At 36.5% G+C, this 19,630-nt stretch carries 23 protein-coding genes; 19 read left to right on the forward strand and 4 right to left on the reverse strand.

From position 1 onward, the window contains the following. Window positions 1-30 precede the first annotated feature (30 nt). On the reverse strand, window positions 31-570 hold the full coding sequence (pssA, locus tag AC3IS5_RS05840) for a CDP-diacylglycerol--serine O-phosphatidyltransferase (protein WP_489426956.1): 540 nt from the start codon (window positions 568-570) through the stop codon (window positions 31-33). 91 nt (window positions 571-661) lie between these two features. Between pssA and AC3IS5_RS05845 the strand changes: the two genes are divergently transcribed. The 12 genes from AC3IS5_RS05845 (at window position 662) to AC3IS5_RS05900 (ending at window position 10,242) form a co-directional block, all read left to right on the forward strand. Beyond that, complete coding sequence (locus tag AC3IS5_RS05845; protein ID WP_489427823.1) at window positions 662-1,444, forward strand: phosphatidylserine decarboxylase; 783 nt, start codon at window positions 662-664, stop codon at window positions 1,442-1,444. Between the two features lie 86 nt (window positions 1,445-1,530). Next, on the forward strand, window positions 1,531-2,046 hold the full coding sequence (locus AC3IS5_RS05850) for a YqeG family HAD IIIA-type phosphatase (protein WP_489426957.1): 516 nt from the start codon (window positions 1,531-1,533) through the stop codon (window positions 2,044-2,046). Between the two features lie 4 nt (window positions 2,047-2,050). Then, entirely contained in the window at window positions 2,051-3,154 is a 1,104-nt protein-coding gene (gene yqeH / locus AC3IS5_RS05855; RefSeq protein WP_038187220.1) for a ribosome biogenesis GTPase YqeH, read from the forward strand. A gap of 12 nt (window positions 3,155-3,166) precedes the next feature. Further along, window positions 3,167-4,012 (forward strand): shikimate dehydrogenase, encoded by an 846-nt coding sequence (gene aroE, locus AC3IS5_RS05860; RefSeq protein WP_489426958.1) that lies wholly within the window; start codon window positions 3,167-3,169, stop codon window positions 4,010-4,012. Beyond that, window positions 3,999-4,298, forward strand: a complete 300-nt coding sequence (yhbY, locus tag AC3IS5_RS05865) for a ribosome assembly RNA-binding protein YhbY (RefSeq protein ID WP_053416422.1) — start codon at window positions 3,999-4,001, stop codon at window positions 4,296-4,298. Before aroE ends, yhbY begins: the two co-directional genes overlap by 14 nt. A gap of 12 nt (window positions 4,299-4,310) precedes the next feature. Next, complete coding sequence (locus AC3IS5_RS05870; RefSeq protein ID WP_489426959.1) at window positions 4,311-4,883, forward strand: nicotinate-nucleotide adenylyltransferase; 573 nt, start codon at window positions 4,311-4,313, stop codon at window positions 4,881-4,883. Next, window positions 4,870-5,448, forward strand: coding sequence for a bis(5'-nucleosyl)-tetraphosphatase (symmetrical) YqeK (gene yqeK / locus AC3IS5_RS05875; protein WP_489426960.1), 579 nt, complete (start codon window positions 4,870-4,872; stop codon window positions 5,446-5,448). The genes AC3IS5_RS05870 and yqeK overlap by 14 nt, the downstream gene beginning before the upstream one ends. Next, the gene (gene rsfS / locus AC3IS5_RS05880) at window positions 5,445-5,789 is read left to right on the forward strand and encodes a ribosome silencing factor (protein WP_193740521.1); all 345 of its coding nucleotides are present in this window, start codon (window positions 5,445-5,447) and stop codon (window positions 5,787-5,789) included. The genes yqeK and rsfS overlap by 4 nt, the downstream gene beginning before the upstream one ends. Beyond that, complete coding sequence (locus AC3IS5_RS05885; protein ID WP_489426961.1) at window positions 5,786-6,523, forward strand: class I SAM-dependent DNA methyltransferase; 738 nt, start codon at window positions 5,786-5,788, stop codon at window positions 6,521-6,523. Before rsfS ends, AC3IS5_RS05885 begins: the two co-directional genes overlap by 4 nt. Before the next feature lie 142 nt (window positions 6,524-6,665). Then, entirely contained in the window at window positions 6,666-7,289 is a 624-nt protein-coding gene (locus AC3IS5_RS05890) for a helix-hairpin-helix domain-containing protein (RefSeq protein WP_489426962.1), read from the forward strand. Between the two features lie 71 nt (window positions 7,290-7,360). After that, window positions 7,361-7,942: a ComE operon protein 2 gene (locus tag AC3IS5_RS05895; RefSeq protein ID WP_489426963.1), complete on the forward strand. Its 582-nt coding sequence runs from the start codon at window positions 7,361-7,363 to the stop codon at window positions 7,940-7,942. Window positions 7,943-8,211: 269 nt separating this feature from the next. Next, window positions 8,212-10,242, forward strand: coding sequence for a DNA internalization-related competence protein ComEC/Rec2 (locus AC3IS5_RS05900; protein WP_489426964.1), 2,031 nt, complete (start codon window positions 8,212-8,214; stop codon window positions 10,240-10,242). Between the two features lie 21 nt (window positions 10,243-10,263). Here the strand turns inward: AC3IS5_RS05900 and AC3IS5_RS05905 are convergent, their stop codons facing one another. After that, window positions 10,264-10,398 carry a YqzM family protein gene (locus AC3IS5_RS05905; protein ID WP_038187184.1) on the reverse strand — a complete coding sequence of 45 codons (135 nt, stop codon included), beginning with the start codon at window positions 10,396-10,398 and terminating at the stop codon, window positions 10,264-10,266. Window positions 10,399-10,561: 163 nt separating this feature from the next. Between AC3IS5_RS05905 and holA the strand changes: the two genes are divergently transcribed. Next, entirely contained in the window at window positions 10,562-11,572 is a 1,011-nt protein-coding gene (gene holA, locus AC3IS5_RS05910) for a DNA polymerase III subunit delta (RefSeq protein ID WP_489426965.1), read from the forward strand. Between the two features lie 381 nt (window positions 11,573-11,953). Here holA and AC3IS5_RS05915 read toward each other — a convergent pair whose 3' ends face one another. Together AC3IS5_RS05915 and rpsT are read right to left on the reverse strand one after the other, a co-directional pair. After that, entirely contained in the window at window positions 11,954-12,145 is a 192-nt protein-coding gene (locus AC3IS5_RS05915) for a hypothetical protein (RefSeq protein WP_489426966.1), read from the reverse strand. Window positions 12,146-12,515: 370 nt separating this feature from the next. Further along, on the reverse strand, window positions 12,516-12,764 hold the full coding sequence (gene rpsT / locus AC3IS5_RS05920) for a 30S ribosomal protein S20 (protein ID WP_038187177.1): 249 nt from the start codon (window positions 12,762-12,764) through the stop codon (window positions 12,516-12,518). Between the two features lie 163 nt (window positions 12,765-12,927). Between rpsT and gpr the strand changes: the two genes are divergently transcribed. From gpr to hrcA, 6 genes are all read left to right on the forward strand, one after another. Beyond that, window positions 12,928-13,944 carry a GPR endopeptidase gene (gene gpr, locus AC3IS5_RS05925; RefSeq protein ID WP_489426967.1) on the forward strand — a complete coding sequence of 339 codons (1,017 nt, stop codon included), beginning with the start codon at window positions 12,928-12,930 and terminating at the stop codon, window positions 13,942-13,944. 55 nt (window positions 13,945-13,999) lie between these two features. Continuing rightward, complete coding sequence (gene spoIIP, locus AC3IS5_RS05930) at window positions 14,000-14,824, forward strand: stage II sporulation protein P (protein ID WP_489426968.1); 825 nt, start codon at window positions 14,000-14,002, stop codon at window positions 14,822-14,824. A gap of 62 nt (window positions 14,825-14,886) precedes the next feature. After that, window positions 14,887-16,722: a translation elongation factor 4 gene (lepA, locus tag AC3IS5_RS05935; protein ID WP_489426969.1), complete on the forward strand. Its 1,836-nt coding sequence runs from the start codon at window positions 14,887-14,889 to the stop codon at window positions 16,720-16,722. Window positions 16,723-17,072: 350 nt separating this feature from the next. After that, window positions 17,073-17,204, forward strand: coding sequence for a hypothetical protein (locus AC3IS5_RS05940; protein WP_489426970.1), 132 nt, complete (start codon window positions 17,073-17,075; stop codon window positions 17,202-17,204). Between the two features lie 168 nt (window positions 17,205-17,372). Next, a complete protein-coding gene (gene hemW, locus AC3IS5_RS05945) occupies window positions 17,373-18,509 on the forward strand; it encodes a radical SAM family heme chaperone HemW (RefSeq protein WP_489426971.1) in 1,137 nt (378 codons plus the stop codon). Between the two features lie 95 nt (window positions 18,510-18,604). Next, complete coding sequence (gene hrcA, locus AC3IS5_RS05950; protein ID WP_489426972.1) at window positions 18,605-19,630, forward strand: heat-inducible transcriptional repressor HrcA; 1,026 nt, start codon at window positions 18,605-18,607, stop codon at window positions 19,628-19,630.

Here is a 19,630-nt window from a genome sequence, read left to right on the forward strand (position 1 = left end):
CCAATTTAATTGGACGCTTTAGACATTTCTTTAAACTTTTTTCAAAGAAAAAGTACTTATCATTAAAATAGATAAAATCGGGAACAAAAACATGTAAAATACCGTTGAAAGTATAGAGATAAAAAAGAATGAGGCAGTTAAGATAGCACCTGCTGCTGTAATAGGCAGGCCTGTGAAAAAGCCATTCGATTCTGTAATGTTGAAACGGGCTAGTCTAAATGCTCCACAAGCCATGTACATGACAGTCACTACCATTCCTACTGTGCCAAATTGGCTCACTACCACTTCGTACATTAATAACGCAGGGGCAACGCCGAATGATATAATATCACTCATCGAGTCAAGTTGTTTACCTAATGCCGTTTCCTGGTTATATTTTCGTGCTACTTTTCCATCGTAGCGATCTAGCAGGGCAGCTATAAAAATAAATAACACACTGTATTCGTATGATTCATTGATGGTAGCCATAATAGACGCACCACCAAAAGATAGATTTCCAATAGTGATTAAGTTTGCTAAATGTGATTTCATTTTTTTAACTGTGGTATCCACCATGTGAAGTAAAAACAATGGACAACACTCCTTTGTTATTCAGTATTAGAACATTATACTTCTTTTATAAGTTTCCGTAAATCTTTTTCGAAATGGAGGACAATGCATGATGAAAGAAAAACTTTATCAAAAAGCGATTGAACTAACGAATGGTAAATGGTCTTCGGTGCTATTAAAACGCTTTACCACATCGGCTATAAGTAAGAAGATAATACCGTCCTATATAGATATATACGATATTGAAACGGCCGAGGTTTCAAAAAACATGCAATCTTTTACGAGTTTACATGATTTCTTCACACGTAAGCTCGTGTCAGAAGCAAGACCAATTGATCATAATCCAGAAATGTATGTCAGTCCTGTTGATGCAAAAATTGAATCGTTTGGAACGATTGAAAATAATACATCGTTTTTTGTGAAAGGGAAAACCTATGATTTAGTTGACCTTTTAGGTAAGGAAGAACATGCGAAAACATTTGAAAATGGCCAATATATTGTCTTTTATTTAAGTCCTAGAGATTATCACCGTATTCATAGTCCGATTGATGGGAAAGTTGTTCGCCAATATACACTTGGTGCGAAGTCATATCCAGTTAACGGCACAGGTCTTACATATGGTAATAAGCCGATTTCTGGAAATTATCGTAGTGTTACAGAGCTAAAAACGAATAATGGCGCGCATTGTGAAGTGATAAAAGTTGGCGCAATGTTCGTAAATTCTATTCAATTGACGAATACGTCGGACACTTGGGAAAAGGGCGAGGAAGTTGGTTATTTCACTTTCGGTTCGACAGTTGTCATGATTTTTGAAAAGAATCGTGCGGCATTCCTTGAAAATGTTGTGAAAGATGGACGGATTCGTGTGGGAGAAGCGTTCGCACATATGTTATAATCGATAAAGTGAATTAAAGAGAATACGTCTAGTTTAGTGAGTAAACACTAAATAACGTTGACTATGATAGATAAGGGGAACATGATTTGTATAACTTTTTAATGCCAAAAGAATTTGTCACATCTATTTATGAAATTACACCTGACAAACTAAAGCAACTTGGTGTTCGCGGAATTATTACAGATTTGGATAATACACTTGTCGAATGGGATCGTCCAGATGCGACTGAAAAGCTAATCGAATGGTTGAAAACAATTCGTGAAGCAGGTATTCAAGTAATGATCGTTTCAAATAACAAAGAGCTTCGTGTAAAAGCATTTGCAGATCCGTTAGAGCTACCATATATCTTCAATGCTCGTAAGCCTATGGGAAATGCCTTTAAGCAAGCTTTAAAAAGACTGAATATGCAGCGACATGAAGTTGTCATGGTAGGCGATCAAATGCTGACGGATGTCCTTGGTGGAAATCGTCTTCGCATACACACAATTCTGGTGAAGCCAGTTGCACTTTCTGATGGCTTCGTCACACGCTTTAATCGCATGGTCGAAAGACGTGTCTTTAATTATTTGAAAAAACATGGTGTCAAAACTTGGGAGGAATAAAAAAATGAATGAAATGCCAAATTGTATCGGCTGTGGAACAATTATTCAAACAGACGATTCAAAAGCGCCAGGTTATGCACCGGCTTCATCTCTTGAAAAGGAAAGTATCATCTGTCAACGATGCTTCCGTTTGAAAAATTATAATGAATTACAACCGGTTGCATTAACGGATGATGATTTCTTACGTATTTTAAATGGTTTAGGTCAACAAAATGGCTTAATCGTTAAAATTGTTGATATTTTTGATTTCAATGGAAGCTGGTTACCGGGCTTACACCGTTTTGTAGGCAATAACCCTGTGTTATTAATTGCAAACAAAGCAGATTTACTACCAAAGTCAGTGAAGAAACAAAAAGTTGTTAACTGGCTTAAGCAAGAGGCAAAGAAATTAGGTTTAAAACCAATTGACGTTATGCTTGTAAGTGCACATAAAGGAATGGGCATGCAAGAAGCAATGGCTGCTATCGATGAATATCGTCGTGGACAAGACGTCTATGTAGTTGGTTGTACGAATGTGGGTAAATCAACTTTTATCAACCGTATTATTAAACAAGCAACAGGTGAAAAAGAAGTGATTACGACATCTTATTTCCCTGGAACAACTTTAGATATGATTGAAATTCCTTTAGAGGATGGTAAAGCAATCTTTGATACTCCAGGAATTATTAATCATCATCAAATGGCACATTATTTAGATCCGTCTGAACTTAAATATATTATGCCGAAAAAAGAAATAAAACCAAAAGTATTCCAATTGAACGAAGGCCAAACATTATTTGTTGGTGCATTAGCACGCTTTGATTTTATACAAGGTGCTCGTGCTGCATTCACTGTTCATATTGCAAATGATTTACAGATTCATCGTACAAAATTAGAAAAAGCAGATGACTTATATGAAACCCATAGAGGTGAGTTATTAGCTCCACCTTCTGAAAAGTATATCGATCAATTGCCAGAGTTAGTGCGTTATGAATTCTCTATTAAAGAAGCAAAAACAGATATCGTCTTTTCTGGTTTAGGTTGGATTACCGTTCAAAATGCAAATGTTGTCATTGCAGCATATGCTCCTAAAGGTGTGGAAGTTCAAATTCGTCCATCTCTTATTTAGGAGGATTTTGATATGAAAAAATGGTTTGCAGTTATTGGAGATCCTATCGAGCATTCGATGTCTCCAGTAATGCACAATCAGTGGTTCTCAGAAGAAAATTTAGATGCAGCTTATTTACCAATCCATGTGTTACCTGAGCAATTAGAAGACGCTATAAAGTCTTTGAAAATGCTTGGAGCAAGTGGGTGGAATGTGACGATCCCACATAAAACGGCGATTATCCCATTTCTAGATGAGCTTGATACAATGGCGGAAAAAATGGGTGCTGTGAATACGGTTGTTCGACAAGCGGATGGCAAGTTAAAAGGCTATAATACAGATGGTCTAGGCTTTGTACGTTCACTGGAAGAAGCAATTGGAGACACTCACCGTGATGGCAGTGTGCTATTAATTGGAGCTGGTGGAGCAGCAAGAGGTATTGCCTTTGCGCTGCAACACACTGGTTATCAAACGATTACGATTGCCAACCGCACTGTAGCGAATGCAGAACAAATCTGTCAGGAGCTAGGTAGTAGTGCAAAGTCAATTTCACTGAAGGAAGCAGAAGCAACTTTAGGTGATTATGATATTTTAATTCAAACAACACCAGCTGGTCTAAAAAATGGTACATTACAACTGCCATTTGAGCTAGATCAGCTCACAACTAAAGCAATTGTGGCGGATATTGTGTATAATCCTTTAATGACGCCTTTTTTACAGGCGGCAGAACAACGCGGGGCAACCGTGGTGACAGGATTAGGAATGTTCGTTCATCAAGGTGCTTTAGCATTTAATCATTGGTTAGGACAGTTCCCGAATACGACTTCTATGAAAGAGTCGTTAACGGAGCAATTAGGAGGAAATAATGTTAACAGGTAAACAAAAACGTTTTTTACGTGCGGAAGCACATCATTTAAATCCAATTTTCCAAGTAGGTAAAGGCGGAGTGAATGACGCATTAATCAAACATATTAAAGAAGCAATTGAAGTACGCGAATTAATGAAAGTTCGTATTTTAGATAACTGTGAAGAAGATAAGCATGAAGTAGCAGAAGCATTAGCTAAAGGTGCTCGTGCAGAACTTGTGCAATTAATTGGATTAACAGTTGTATTATATAAAGAATCTCGTGATAACAAACGTATTGAATTACCAAAATCTAAATAAGGATTTGGTTTTATGCGACGAATTGGTTTATTAGGTGGTACGTTTAATCCACCTCATAATGGACATTTAATAATGGCAAATGAAGTATATGATGCACTTGGGCTAGATGAAGTAAGATTCATGCCTAATGCCATACCACCTCATAAGCAAACGACTAACGATGCCACGGCTGAAGACCGTCTGAAAATGACGGAGCTTTCTATTGCTTCGTATGAGCACTTTAAACTTGAGCCTTTTGAGTTAGAGAGTGGTGGCATTTCATATACGTATGAAACAATGAGGAAGCTAACTGCAAGTGAACCTGACTGTGAATTTTATTTTATAATCGGTGGCGATATGATAGATATGCTTGATCACTGGTATAAAATTGATGAACTATTAGAGCTTGTGAAGTTCGTTGGTGTTAAACGTCCTCATTCGAAAGCAGAAACAACATACCCCGTCCAAATAATAGATGCGCCACTTATTGAGTTATCTTCAACTATAATTCGTGAGCGGGTGCAGACAAATCGCACAATTACTTTTTTAGTACCAACAGAAGTTGAACAGTATATACGAGAGGAAGGGTTATATGGAACGCGATGAATTATTATTAGCGATGAAAGACCGTATGCCCGAAAAACGTTATATCCATACAATTGGTGTTACTGAAACGGCAATTACATTGGCAGAACGCTTTGGGAGCGATCCGAAAAAAGCAGAAACAGCAGCGATTCTTCATGATTCATGCAAGTATGCTGATCGAGATTGGATGAAATCGAAAATTATCGATAAAGAGATGGATCCTACTCTATTAAAATACCATCATGAACTTTGGCATGCACCAATGGGAGCTTATGTTACGAAAAAAGAATTTAATATAGATGATCAAGACATACTAAACGCCATCTGCTACCATACAACAGGGCGAAAAGGGATGAGTGATTTAGAGAAGATTGTCTATATTGCAGACATGATAGAGCCAAACCGTCGATATCCTGGTGTAGAAGACTTACGTGCTGCTGCAAAAGGTGACGATTTAAACGAAGTGATGATTGCGTGTATACGTCATTCCATCATGTTTTTAATAAATAAAAATCAGCCGGTATATCCGGATTCATTCAAATGTTATAACGATTTGATGTTAAAGAGAGGACAAGTGAAAGAATGACTAAAACTTTACTACAACTTGCATATAAAGCGGCAGACGACAAACGTGCGGAGGATATTGTCGTAATGAATATGCAAGGAATTTCACCATTAGCAGATCATTTTATCGTTTGTCATGCTAATTCTGATCGTCAAGTGCAAGCAATTGCACGTGAAATGGTAGATGTTGCACATAAAGAAGGCTATGAAGTAAAACGTTTAGAAGGTTTTGACGCAGCTCGCTGGATATTAGTAGATATGGGTGATGTTGTTGCACACGTATTCCACCGTGATGAACGTACTTTTTATAACTTGGAACGCTTATGGGGAGATGCTCCATTCGTCAATGTTGATGAGCTATGAGTAGCTACCAGCGTTTTGCCGAAGTATACGATACATTAATGACAGATATCCCGTATGATCAGTATGTAGATTGGGTAGTGAAGCATGCACCGAGCACAACTGCACCTAAATTATTGGATGTTGGTTGTGGTACTGGTGTAATGGCTGCAAAATTTGCACGACAAGGATATACTGTTAGTGGTGTTGATTTATCGGAAGAAATGCTAGCAATTGCAAGTGAACGCTTTATGAAAGAACAACTTGCTATCCCACTGTTTTGTCAATCAATGGACGAGCTAGATGGCTTTTCTGATTTAAATGTTGTTACAATTCCAATTGATTCCCTGAACTATTTAGAGGATGAAGAGGCTGTGGTAGCTACATTTGAACGCATTTATGCGGCACTTTGTGATGGTGGTCATTTATTCTTTGATGTTCATTCATTATTCAAAATGGATGCTATTTTCTTAGACGGTCCATTTACGTATGATGACGGAGAAATTACTTATATTTGGGATACTGAGGCAGGGGAAGCTCCGCATTCAGTACACCATGATATGACGTTTTACGTACAAGCAAATGAGCAACTTTTCGAACGATTTGAAGAGTACCATTACCAACGTACATTCCCTGTTGAGCAATATGTTAAATGGCTTAGTGAAGCTGGATTTTCTAATGTGTCTATTACAGCAGATTATTTGGATGATGCTCCAGAAGCAGAATCTGAACGAATATTCTTCCACGCTGTAAAATAAACTCTTTTCAATTACAATAAAATACTATAATATGGAATTAGCTTCGTATGTTATGCCTTCTGAAAAGAAAGGATGGTGCGGACTAATTCCTTCTTTTTTGAAGCAGTATGGCAAAAAGTATCTCCTCCCAGGGATCTTAATTTTGTCGTGCTTTTTTTATTTCTACTTCTCCCAAAACCAGTCGGACACTCCCCAAACCGACATTTTCGAAACAATCCCAGAAAAAACAAAAACGGAAGAACCATCAAATGCAGAGCAACAAGAATCACAAGGCATTATTGCGGATACATCTATTATTGTGGATGTCAAAGGTGCAGTCAAAAACCCTGGTGTCTACTCATTATCTGCAGACAGTCGGGTGATTGATGCAGTTTTACTTGCTGGAGGCTATTCAAAAAATGCTGATTCAGTAAGTATCAACCATGCCCAGAGGTTGCAAGATGAAATGGTTATTTATGTACCCAAAATAGGTGAGGAGCCTTCGGAAGTACAAGCGATTGCTAGTGTTCAACAATCGACGTCAATTCCATCTACTCAATCAGGTGGTGGTAGTCAAACTGGTAGTCAGTCAGATAAGGTCAATTTAAATACGGCTGATGAAGCAGCACTAATGACTTTAAACGGAGTCGGCCCTTCAAAAGCAAAAGCGATTTTAAGTTATCGTGATGACAGCGGTCCTTTCAAAATGATAGAAGATTTAAAAAATGTCACAGGAATTGGCGATAAAACGTTTGAAAATTTACGCGACTTTATTACTGTTCAATAAATGATCCATTGACGGTTCTAGTTGGTTATGGCTAAATTTATAGTAGAACGATTTATTCAGGAGGCATTCATATGGAGCGTATTACTTGGGATCAATTTTTCATGGCACAAAGCCATTTATTAGCATTAAGAAGTACATGTACAAGATTAGCTGTTGGTGCGACAATTGTGCGTGATAAACGTATTATTGCAGGGGGCTATAACGGTTCGATTTCTGGAGATGATCATTGTATCGACAAAGGTTGTTACGTTGTGGATAACCATTGTGTTCGTACAGTGCATGCAGAGACAAACGCATTATTGCAATGTGCAAAATACGGCACATCAACAAATGGTGCAGATTTATATGTGACGCATTTCCCTTGTCTACCTTGTACAAAATCTATTATTCAATCAGGAATTCATAATTTATATTACGCAACGGATTATAAAAACAACGAGTATGCTATTGAATTGTTTAAGCAAGCTGGTGTTAATGTTGTACATGTTCCTTTTGATGATCGTAAGATTGACTTCTTAAGCAATGAGAAAATGGCGCTGTACGTCGAGCTAATAAATAAGCTACGTGACAGCGGTGCTTCAAATGAGGAATTGGCACCTTTTGAAGAGAAGGTGAAAGAGCTATTTGGCTTACAAATATCCGACATAAAATAATCTACTTTGCTTTGCCGGTTCTATTAGCAACAATTGCTGCACATGAATCGGTAAAGTTACTATTTATACTAATCCCCTATAGTGTTTGTCTATATTTAAAAAAAGAAAAGATAGCCATAATACTATGTATCATTTTTGTTACTCTCTCCTCTTATAGTTATTTCTCACATATTTTATCTGCAAGACTTACCCCTATTCCAAACGATTTAAATATTACTTGGACCGATCAATATAAGGTGAATGGACAAAAGCTAAGAGGCTTTGCAATATTGCCAAATGGTCAAAAAGTATATATTATTTTCACCCTCCAATCAGAACAGCAAAAGAATAAATTTGAAGAGCAATCATTAAGTGGCACAGTTTTTCAAGTTTCAGGCGAATTAGTTGAACCTTCGATGCCTGCACATCGATACGCTTTTTCTATGGAAAAATATATTGAAAGCAATAGTGCGCAAGGTATTTTTGAAGTTAAGAGTTTTCGATTTGTGAAAAAAGAAAAGACACTCTCTACATTTTTCGCAGAGCAGAGGTTTAAAGTGAAAAAACATATAGAAAAGACATTTCCAGAAACTTTAGTAGCTGAAGCACAGTCGCTTTTAATTGGTGAACGTGAAAATGTCGATATGGATGTTGAGCGGGCGTATCAAAAACTTGGTATAACACATCTATTTGCTATCTCAGGCTTGCATGTTGGGCTCGTTTCGATGCTTGTGTATGAACTATTACTGAGGTTTCGTATACGCAGAGAACATGCGACATGGGTTCTTATCATAGCGTTACCTATTTATGCTTGCTTAGCAGGTGGTGCGCCGTCTGTTTGGCGTGCGGTGTCAGTTGTAGAGCTTGTAATGCTAAGTAGAATTGTTTCGAATCGTTTAGCGATCGATGATGCACTAGCATTGAGTTTTATAGGGTTTGTGCTATTGCAACCAAGTGTAGTGTTTCAAATTGGCTTCCAGTTATCTTATTTAGCGACTATTTCGTTATTATTTTCAGGACATATATTTTCTTTAGCGAGAAATGCCTGGCAACAATCATTTGCGATTACCTTCGTTTGTCAGTTACTCGTCTATCCATTGCTTTTATATCATTTCTTTGAAATTAGCTTGTCTTCATTCATTGCAAATATCTTTTTTGTCCCGTTATTTTCATTTGTCGTGCTGCCAGCAAATTTATTATTATTACTGCTAACATATGTGGCAAACCCATTGGCGAGGCTTTGTTTCTTCATTTATGAACCTGCTCGTGAGTTATTGTCCGTGGTTATTATGTGGTTACAGGCTATTCCATATCAAATGTGGGCTCCTGGAAGACCCTCTTTCTGGCTCCTACTTTTAGCATTTGTTAGTGTCATTATAGTATTAATACAGATAGAACAGAGGAAACATTGGTTTCTTATTGCTTTGACACTTTTATTCCCTGCATTTTTAATTCATGAAAGTCCATCTTGGCATAGGGATTTAAAAATTACATTTTTAAGCGTTGGACAAGGAGACTGTACCATAATTGAATTGCCATTTAATAAGAAAATTTACGTCATAGATACTGGGGGAGTGCTAAGGTTTGATCAGGAGGCATGGAAGGAGTCTAGAAAGCCTTATGAAGTAGGGAGAGGGATTGTTGTTCCTTATTTAAAAGGAAGTGGTATACGAGCTGTAGATACGCTTATATTAACACATGCTGATGCAGACCATGTTGAAGGTGCTGAAGAGGTTATGGAAGAAATTAGAATTAAGGAAATTCATGTGTCCCCAAACTCTTGGCAAAAATCAGTTATGAAAGATGTTGTAGACTTTGCAAAAAAGGAGCGTATTCCAATTCGTGAGCAAATGGCAGGGAGGAGTTGGGTGCAGGGAGACACTACATTAACTTATTTATCTCCAAATGATTTGTTTTATGAAGGTAATGACGATTCTCTTGTTTTACTGTTACAACATTCAAGTTTTCAGGCTTTGTTCACAGGTGATTTAGAACAATCAGGGGAAATGACCTTGGTAGATAATTATACAGAATCTATTTCGGATATGGACATTTTGAAAGTGGGGCATCATGGTAGCAAAACGTCTTCAACTGAACCTTTTTTAAATTTAGTACAGCCGCGTTTATCTATATTTTCTAGTGGGTTAAATAATCGCTACGGTCATCCGAATAAGGATGTTGTTGCGAGGTTTGAAGAGATGAAGTTACCAACTTTAAATACAGCTGAAGTGGGGACAATTGAAGTAACGGTTACTAAGCATGGATTTATAGTTTTTAAAACAAAAGATCTGTACAAACAGAAAAAGACATCATCAAATTGACAATGTCTTTTTAACTGTATCTTATAAAGCTGCGTAATCGATGACAGTCGCAATGATAAAAATAAGTGCGAAAAATACGAATGATACGCCAAAACCTACTCCTGAGTCGATTGCGTCGTTACGCTTTGATTGTACATTTTCTTCAAATGGATTCATTGCTACCCCTCCTAATTCTCATTAATTATACGGTATGCCTATTAAAAAAGCTATATTGAAAAGGTAAAAATAGATGCCTGCTCTAGAATGACACAATTTGTTCAAACTCACAAAATGAGAAAATTACGGTATACTATAACCAATGTCAATTAGAGGTGAGACTATGTTTTCAACATTATGGAAAAGTATAAAAAAGGGAGATTTACAGCCAGTCTATTTACTTGCGGGTGTAGAGTCTTATTTTATAGATGAAACAATCAGGCGCATTAAAACTCAACTTGAAGAAGATGGAGATATTGAAACAATCACGATTGATTTGGATGAACAACCAGTTGATTATGTGATTGATGAATCTGATACAATTCCATTTTTCTCAAGCCAAAAACTAATCATTGCGAAAAATGCATCGTTCTTAAAAGCAACAGAAAAGGGTAAGGAAAAAATTGACCATGATTTAAAACGCTTAGAAAAGTGGCTGGATCATCCGTCAGATACATCGATCACAATTTTCATTGCACCTTATGAAAAACTTGATGAACGTAAAAAAGTAACAAAGTTAATGAAAGATAGAGCTGTTTATATGCTTGCTGAAACACCAAAAGAAAATGATTTAATGGTTTGGGTGCAAAATGAAGTCAGTCAGCAACAAAAAACAATCGACCAAGATGCTATTAGTAAATTAATCGAGCTAGTAGGTATGGACATGCTTCATTTACAGTCAGAGATTGAAAAGCTGAGTTTATATTTAGGTGATGAAAATACTATTACGCAAGCTCTTGTCGAGGAAATGGTTGCGAAAACGCTTGAGCAAGATGCTTTTAAGATGCTCAATGCTTATTTACACAGAGATGTTTCTAGTGCTTTAACGATTTACCATGATCTTATTCGCCAAAAGCAAGAGCCCATTGCTCTAGTAGCTTTACTTGCATCCCAGATTCGTTTAATGTCGAATGTTTATTATTTACTAAAAAAGGGATACCATTCGCAACAAATTGCAAAACAACTAAAGGTCAACCCTTATCGTGTTAAACGAATTGTTGAAGAGCGTAGAAAAATTTCAGAAGATAGTTTACTAAAAGCATTATTTGGATTAAGCGAAGTGGATTATCAGTTAAAAACAATGAGCGGTCGGAGAGAACGTTATTTGGAATTATTTATGATGAAACCAATATAAGAGGAAAGCACTCTCTTTTGTGAGTGTATCAGTTTGTCGACAAAAGGCATTCAGAATAGTCATATTCTGAGTGTCTTTTGTTATTTTTATATATTTTGGTAATTTAAGATCCTCTTTTTCTTTCTGGCTTATTTTTCAAGCCCATTATTTCCTATTGAGTTGTTTTTATTATATGTGTATTTGATTGGAGCGGAGGTGGCGACTCCTGCGGGAAAAGCGGACAGTCCAAGACCCTGCAGGAGCGTAGCGACGAAGCGACTTGGCGCCCGCCCGCGGAAAGCGTCCTCCGTAGCGCTTATCTGGTTAAGCGCGGATTTCTTCAAGTTTATCTAAATTCTGAAGTACTTACAGTCAGGAGTTTTTTTGATTGCTAAATAATCCTTATGTACCTAATATAGCTGCTACTGCAATACTCCATACAATTAAAAGAAATGATGCTGTAAGCCAAACTGTATTTTTAGCAGTTTTTTCATCTCTCTTTATTTTTTTTAAGATTGCCACGAGATTTAGACAAAAAATAATGCTTAAAATTGGAGTTAAGTAAAAACTGATGAATAAAAAAGTTATATCCATGCATAATACCTTCTTTCCAAATAAGTCTCTAAAACCGTACTACGTGCTTTTGGGTAATGACTTGGTAGATACAGTATAGTTTTTATTATAACGATATTTCCTTTTATTGAAAGATTTGTGGTGAATAGTTAATTGGGGTTTTTTGAATAAAATAACGTGAAGGTGACTGTATGAATTCAAATCGCAACAAATGGTGTTGGAGCTCTTTCGTTAAACTAATACGAAATCACTTTAAGTCGCCATTTTCTACAGAGTTGTTCGTATTTCGATAATAATAATTTGCTTTAATGTAATTCTTAAAAAATATTTAAATTTTAAACACAAAAAAAGACTAGAGAAATATCTCTAGTCCCTTTGAATCCATTATGGATTAAGCTTTTTTCATTAAACGAGCTTTTTGACGAGAAGCTGCGTTTTTGTGGATTAAGCCTTTAGATGCTGCTTTATCTAATGATTTAACAGCTACGCTTAAAAGTTCTTTTGCGTTATCTTCTTTAGCAACTAAAGCAGTTTCAGCTTTTTTCACAGCAGTACGCATAGCAGATTTCACTTGCGAATTTTGTGCATTAACTTTTGCGTTAGTTTTTACGCGTTTGATAGCAGATTTAATATTTGGCATTAACTTTCACCTCCTAAAAAGGATCGAGATGAGTAAATTCTCAACTGTTTCAAGTGTCTATACAACAGTCATCATTTTAGCAAATCACAGTATAAAAATCAAGCATCAAATGCAAAGAATATTTACTTGACAGTTAGAGCAAAATAAAAATGAGGTGATTAGATTGGAAAATAATAAATGGTACCGCACAGATTTAGTAGATGAGACGGAAGAATTTATAAATCATAAGACTGCAGAAGAGCGGGAAACATTGCGTGAATCTACAGGTATTAAGGTTTTAGAGGAAGAGCGCGGGCGCGTTAAAATTACGCGTGTAGATGTCGATTCGAGTGGCGCAGATGAAATAGGAAAGAAACAAGGAACATATTTTACTTTTACCATTCCGACATTAACACCAGATGATGAGGAAGGTTTCAAGCAACTAGGAGAAGTTTTAGCAGAGGAATTGACAACACTTCATCCTTTTATTAAAGATAACAAGGAAGGCAAAGTACTGATCATTGGATTAGGAAATAAGACGATTACACCCGATGCAGTAGGACCGCTAGCTATTGATGAGCTACAAAATAGTGCCACATCAATACAAGAGCGTTGTATTATTTATGCTCCTGGGGTAACAGGGCAGACTGGCTATGAAACGAGTTCTTTTATAAAAGCATTGGCAGAGCAAATAAAACCTGCACTAGTTATTGTAGTAGACGCACTTGCTACAAGAGCAAGTAACCGACTTTGCAAAACCATTCAAATGACAGATACGGGAATTCATCCAGGGTCAGGTGTAGGTAATATGCGCAAAGAGATTTCAAAAGAAACAATTGGTTGTCCAGTGACTGCAATTGGCTTACCAACAGTTGTCGATGGACCAGTACTTATCGCAGATGCTGTCGATACACTTTTCCAATCTATTGCAGCCAAAATTCAGGAAAAAAATAGTCCATCCTCAGCTTTATCCGTAACACCATGGAGACCATCAGACACATCTAAGGTAGATTTAGAAGTAATCAAACCGATTTTTGGCGAATGGTCAACTTGGCCGAAAGAAGAGCGTCTACAGCTATTTGAAGAGTCTCTCGTAGGGAACGACCGATTATTCGTAACACCAAAAAACATTGATGAGTGGGTACAAAACTATGCATACCTGATTTCTGATACATTAACGGAATGGATTGAAAGTACGTAGAATGTTCTAATTAGCTCTCCTCCTCCATACATTGATAGGAGGAGGGGGATGTTAAATGCGACGGAAAATGCAAATGTGGATTGGTCTTCTATTCTTTTTCTTTATGCTGCCAATTATTACTGTAAAGTTACCAATCTGGCCACAGCAAGAGGCTAAAACGCAAACATCAAAACAAGATACGAAAATAGTCTATGCCGCCAATACTGCCACTGAAAAAAATGCTTTGATAAATAATAAGGACGCTTCATTTAAAACACTAATATATTTCACGCATTCCCATGAAGCTTACTATCCTATTTTGAAAAGCCAGAAACAGAAAATAACAGCCTATCATGACGCAACTAATGTTTTACAACTAGGTTCAATCATCGAAGCCCATTTTAAACAAAATGATCTCTCAACTGATATTTTAGAAGTTGACACCATGTCAGAAATGCAGAAGAAAGGTATACCACTGTATAAAGCATATGATGCAGTAAGACCATATGTGAAAAAACAATTAGGGCAAAAAGAATATGATTTGGTGCTAGATATGCATCGTGATTCAGCAAATAAAAAAGCCACAACAACAACCTTAGATGGTGAAAAATATGCACGTATTGCTATCGTTCTTGGTGCTGAAAATAAACAATACAAATTTAATGAAGCTTACGCGGAACAGCTATCTGCGCATTTAAATCAACTAGTTCCTAATATCTCTAGAGGTGTTATAAAAAAAGAAGGTTCGGGCGTAAATGGAATATATAACCAAGATCTCTCAAAAAAACTGCTAGTAGTTGAATTAGGTGGAGTAGATAATACAGAAGATGAATTAAACCGTACTATTGCCATTTTAGCAAGAGCAATTTCGGAAGCATTTTCAAATCAAACTTCATCATAATATTGCATAAAATAGCTGTTCACTGCTATAATTCAAAATAGTTTATATAGGAGTGGACACGCATGAACAGAGAAGAACGTTTGAAACGACAAGAAAATATTAGAAATTTCTCCATTATTGCTCATATTGACCACGGGAAATCAACATTAGCAGACCGTATATTGGAAACTACAAAAAGTTTAACTTCCCGTGAGATGAAAAATCAGCTTCTAGATTCTATGGATTTAGAAAGAGAACGTGGCATTACCATCAAATTAAATGCAGTTCAATTACATTATCAAGCTAGAGATGGAGAGATTTATACATTCCATTTAATCGATACCCCTGGACACGTCGATTTCACTTACGAAGTATCTCGTAGTCTTGCAGCTTGTGAAGGTGCTATTTTAGTTGTCGATGCAGCTCAAGGTATTGAAGCACAGACACTTGCGAACGTATATTTAGCGTTAGACAATGACCTTGAAATTCTTCCTGTTATTAATAAAATCGATTTACCTTCAGCAGATCCAGAACGCGTACGTCAAGAAGTAGAAGATGTCATCGGTTTAGATGCATCTGAAGCAGTACTTGCTTCTGCTAAAGCAGGTATCGGAATTGAAGATATTTTAGAACAAATTGTTGAAAAAGTACCAGCGCCTACAGGTGATCCAGATGGGCCTCTTAAAGCTTTAATTTTCGATTCTTTATATGATTCTTATCGTGGTGTAATTACTTACATCCGTGTTGTAGAAGGAACAGTTAAAGCAGGCGATAAGATTCGTATGATGGCAACTGGAAAAGAATTTGAAGTTGTTGAAGTGGGAGTATCTACACCTAAGCCAACACTATGCAAAGAGTTAACTGTCGGTGATGTAGGTTTCTTAACAGCATCTATCAAAAACGTAGGGGATACGCGCGTAGGGGATACAATTACTTTAGCAAACAACCCTGCAGTAGAACCATTAGCCGGTTACCGTAAGTTAAATCCTATGGTTTACTGTGGTTTATACCCAATCGATACTGCTAAGTACAATGATCTTCGTGATGCATTAGAAAAGCTAGAGCTAAACGATTCTGCATTACAATATGAGCCTGAAACTTCACAAGCTTTAGGCTTCGGATTCCGATGCGGTTTCTTAGGTTTACTTCATATGGAAATCATTCAAGAACGTATTGAACGTGAATTCAAAATCGATCTGATCACTACTGCACCTAGCGTAATCTACCATGTGCAGATGACAGACGGTTCCGAAGTTCAAGTGGACAATCCGTCAATGATGCCAGATCCACAAAAAATCGACCGTATTGAAGAACCATATGTAAAAGCAACAATTATGGTACCAAACGATTATGTTGGAGCAGTTATGGAAATTTGCCAACGTAAACGTGGTAATTTTATGACAATGGATTATATTGATTCAACTCGTGTAAGCATTTACTATGAGATTCCACTTTCTGAAATCGTCTATGATTTCTTTGACCAATTAAAATCAAGTACGAAAGGCTATGCTTCTTTCGATTACGAATTAATAGGCTATCAGCCATCTAAATTGATGAAAATGGATATCCTTTTAAATGGTGAACAAGTCGATGCATTAAGCTTTATTGTTCACAATGATTTTGCATATGAACGTGGTAAAGTCATCGTTGAAAAACTAAAAAATCTTATTCCACGTCAACAATTTGAAGTACCAATTCAAGCTGCAATCGGTCAGAAAATTGTGGCGCGATCAACTATTAAAGCAATGCGTAAAAACGTTTTAGCTAAATGTTACGGTGGCGATATCTCTCGTAAACGTAAACTTTTAGATAAGCAAAAAGAAGGTAAAAAACGCATGAAACAAGTAGGTTCAGTTGAAGTACCTCAAGAAGCATTCATGGCTGTACTTAAAATGGACGATGATACGCCTAAAAAATAATATTAATTTATCAGTATGATGAATTAAGACTAAGCGGTTGTGCAATATGGAGATTTCAATTCTCCGTATTGCCACCGCTTTTTTTAGTTAAAACTAAATCTAAGATATGTCTTCTTTTTTTAGGTTTAATGAGAATTAAAAAGGGTAAATACATAATATGGGTAAAAATTTAATATAATTTGGATATATTCCGACAATATTCGCTAAAAAGTGATATTTGAGGTATCCAAAATACAAAAGATTTGATAAGCTTAGTAAACACTATATATATAGTGAATTTGTTAATTAATAAATGTAGGGAGTGAGTTCAAATCGAATATCGTGATGGAAACGACCGTTTGGATCACTTGATGGCAACGTTAGAAGCTGAACTTTTAGCTTTTGAGGTGCGAGTGGCTCATATGCAAAAGAAATTGAATGAACTTAAACAAGTAGGACCAAATATACAACAAGAGATTATTGAATATAAAAGAGCAGTGTAGAGAAGTTACAGTGGGTATTATTATCGCTGTAACTTTTTTTTATGTTTAAAAGTGATGTTAATTCCATTGTTTTGCGTTTCAGCTTAAATACTATAGAATGAAGCTACGTGTTTATAGAGTGAAATTACAAAAAAACAGAAAATATTCGACAAGAAAGAAGGAATCAGATTGGCTAGAGGCGTTTATATACACATTCCATTTTGCCATCAAATTTGCAATTATTGCGATTTCAATAAAGTATTTTTCAAAAACCAGCCGGTCGATGAATATATAGAAGCATTAGGTATGGAGATGAAATTATGGTCTGAAGACAAAGAAGCTTTCAGTCATATAGAAACAATATTTTTAGGTGGAGGAACCCCAACATCTTTATCACCAGCTCAACTTTCACGACTTCTAACGTTGATCAAAACGTACATTCCAATGGAACATGTTATAGAATTTACATCGGAGGCAAATCCTGATGAATTAACGAAAGAAAAATTAGAAGTACTTTTTAACGGTGGTGTAAATCGTTTAAGTCTTGGTGTACAAGCATTTCAACCAGAATTATTGAAAAAGCTAGGGCGTACTCATTCCAATGAGGATGTTTTTGAAACGATCAAGGAAGCGAAAAAAGTTGGTTTCAAGAACATCAGTATTGACTTAATGTACGGATTACCTGGTCAAACGATGGAAGAATGGAAAGAAACACTAAAAATTGCTTTTGACTTAAATCTCCCACATTACTCAGCCTATTCGCTTATAGTAGAATCTAAAACGATTTTCTATAACTTGATGAACAAAGGGAAATTGAGTTTGCCAGGTGAAGATCAAGAGGCAGATATGTATGAAGAATTGATGCAACAAATGGAATTACACGGATGGTATCAATACGAAATAAGTAATTTCGCCAAAGATGGGCATTCTTCTATTCATAATCGTATTTATTGGGACAATGATGAATACGCTGGTTTTGGTGCAGGAGCTCATGGTTATGTTAATGGTATTCGTTACTCAAATCATGCACCATTAAAAAAATATATCAGTACATTAGAAGCGGGTGAAAAACCCATACTAAAAACGCATGAAGTTACACAAAACGAAAAAATCGAGGAAGAACTTTTTTTAGGTTTACGTAAAACAGCTGGAATTTCAAAATCTCATTTTGAAGAGAAATTTGGCTGTACGATTGAAAGTGTATATAGTGAAAAATTGCAATTGCTTGTTTCAGCAGGTTTAATTTCAAATGATGAAGAAGCTGTAAAGTTAACGAAAAAAGGACGTTTTGTAGGAAATGAAGTTTTTGAAGAATTTTTACTATAAACGTATGCGTTTCCGTTGACATAAAATAATAGATTTGATAAGTTAATTATAGTATTAGCACTCTTCTTAAGTGAGTGCTAACAGAGGTGATGATCATGCTAACAAATCGGCAGTTACAAGTATTGCAAGTAATCGTAGATGACTTCATTATGTCAGCTCAACCAGTTGGCTCTCGACAAATCTCGAAGAAGGAAGGCATTACTTTTAGTCCGGCAACCATTCGTAATGAAATGGCGGATTTAGAAGAACTAGGATACCTAGAAAAAACGCATACTTCATCGGGACGAGTTCCGTCTGAAAAAGGTTACAGATTTTATGTGGATCACTTGCTAAAACCTCAAATAATTACAACAAATGAGATTCACAAAATCCAATCTGTTTTCCAAGATCGGATTATGGAAACTGAACAAGTCATTCGGAAGTCAGCTACGATTTTATCTGAATTGACGTCGTACACATCTATATTATTAGGACCGGATGTACAGTTGCATAAAGTTAAACGATTTTCAATTGTACCTTTAACAGCTGATTCAGCTGTCGCTATTATCGTTACTGATAATGGACATGTGGAAAATCGCATTTTCTCTTTACCGTCGGATTTTTCCCCATCGGATATTGAGAAGGTCGTCAATATTTTAAACGAACGACTGATTGGCGTTCCGTTAGAGCAACTACAAATGAAGCTCGAATTAGAAACGGCAGCGGTTATAAAACAACATCTAGGGACGTATGACGGATTACTTTCGTCATTAATAGACGTGACAGCACATCAATCAGAAGGTAAAATTTTCTATGGTGGCAAAACGAATATGTTCAACCAACCTGAGTTTCATGACATAAACAAAGTGCGAATGCTTATGGAACTAATGGAAAAAACAACTCAAATCCAATCCATTTTCCCAATGAACCAATCTGGGATTCAAATCCGTATTGGTTCTGAAAATAAACATTTAGCGATGGAAGATTGCAGTGTTATCACAGCATCTTACTCGGTAGGTGAGGGTCAAAGTGGTTCAATAGCTATTATCGGGCCTACAAGGATGGATTATCGACGTGTCGTTGCATTACTCGACTTTATGAGTGGCGATTTAACGCGCCAACTGACACAAAAACCGAGGTAG

Source organism: Viridibacillus sp. KH_047 (assembly GCF_057838945.1).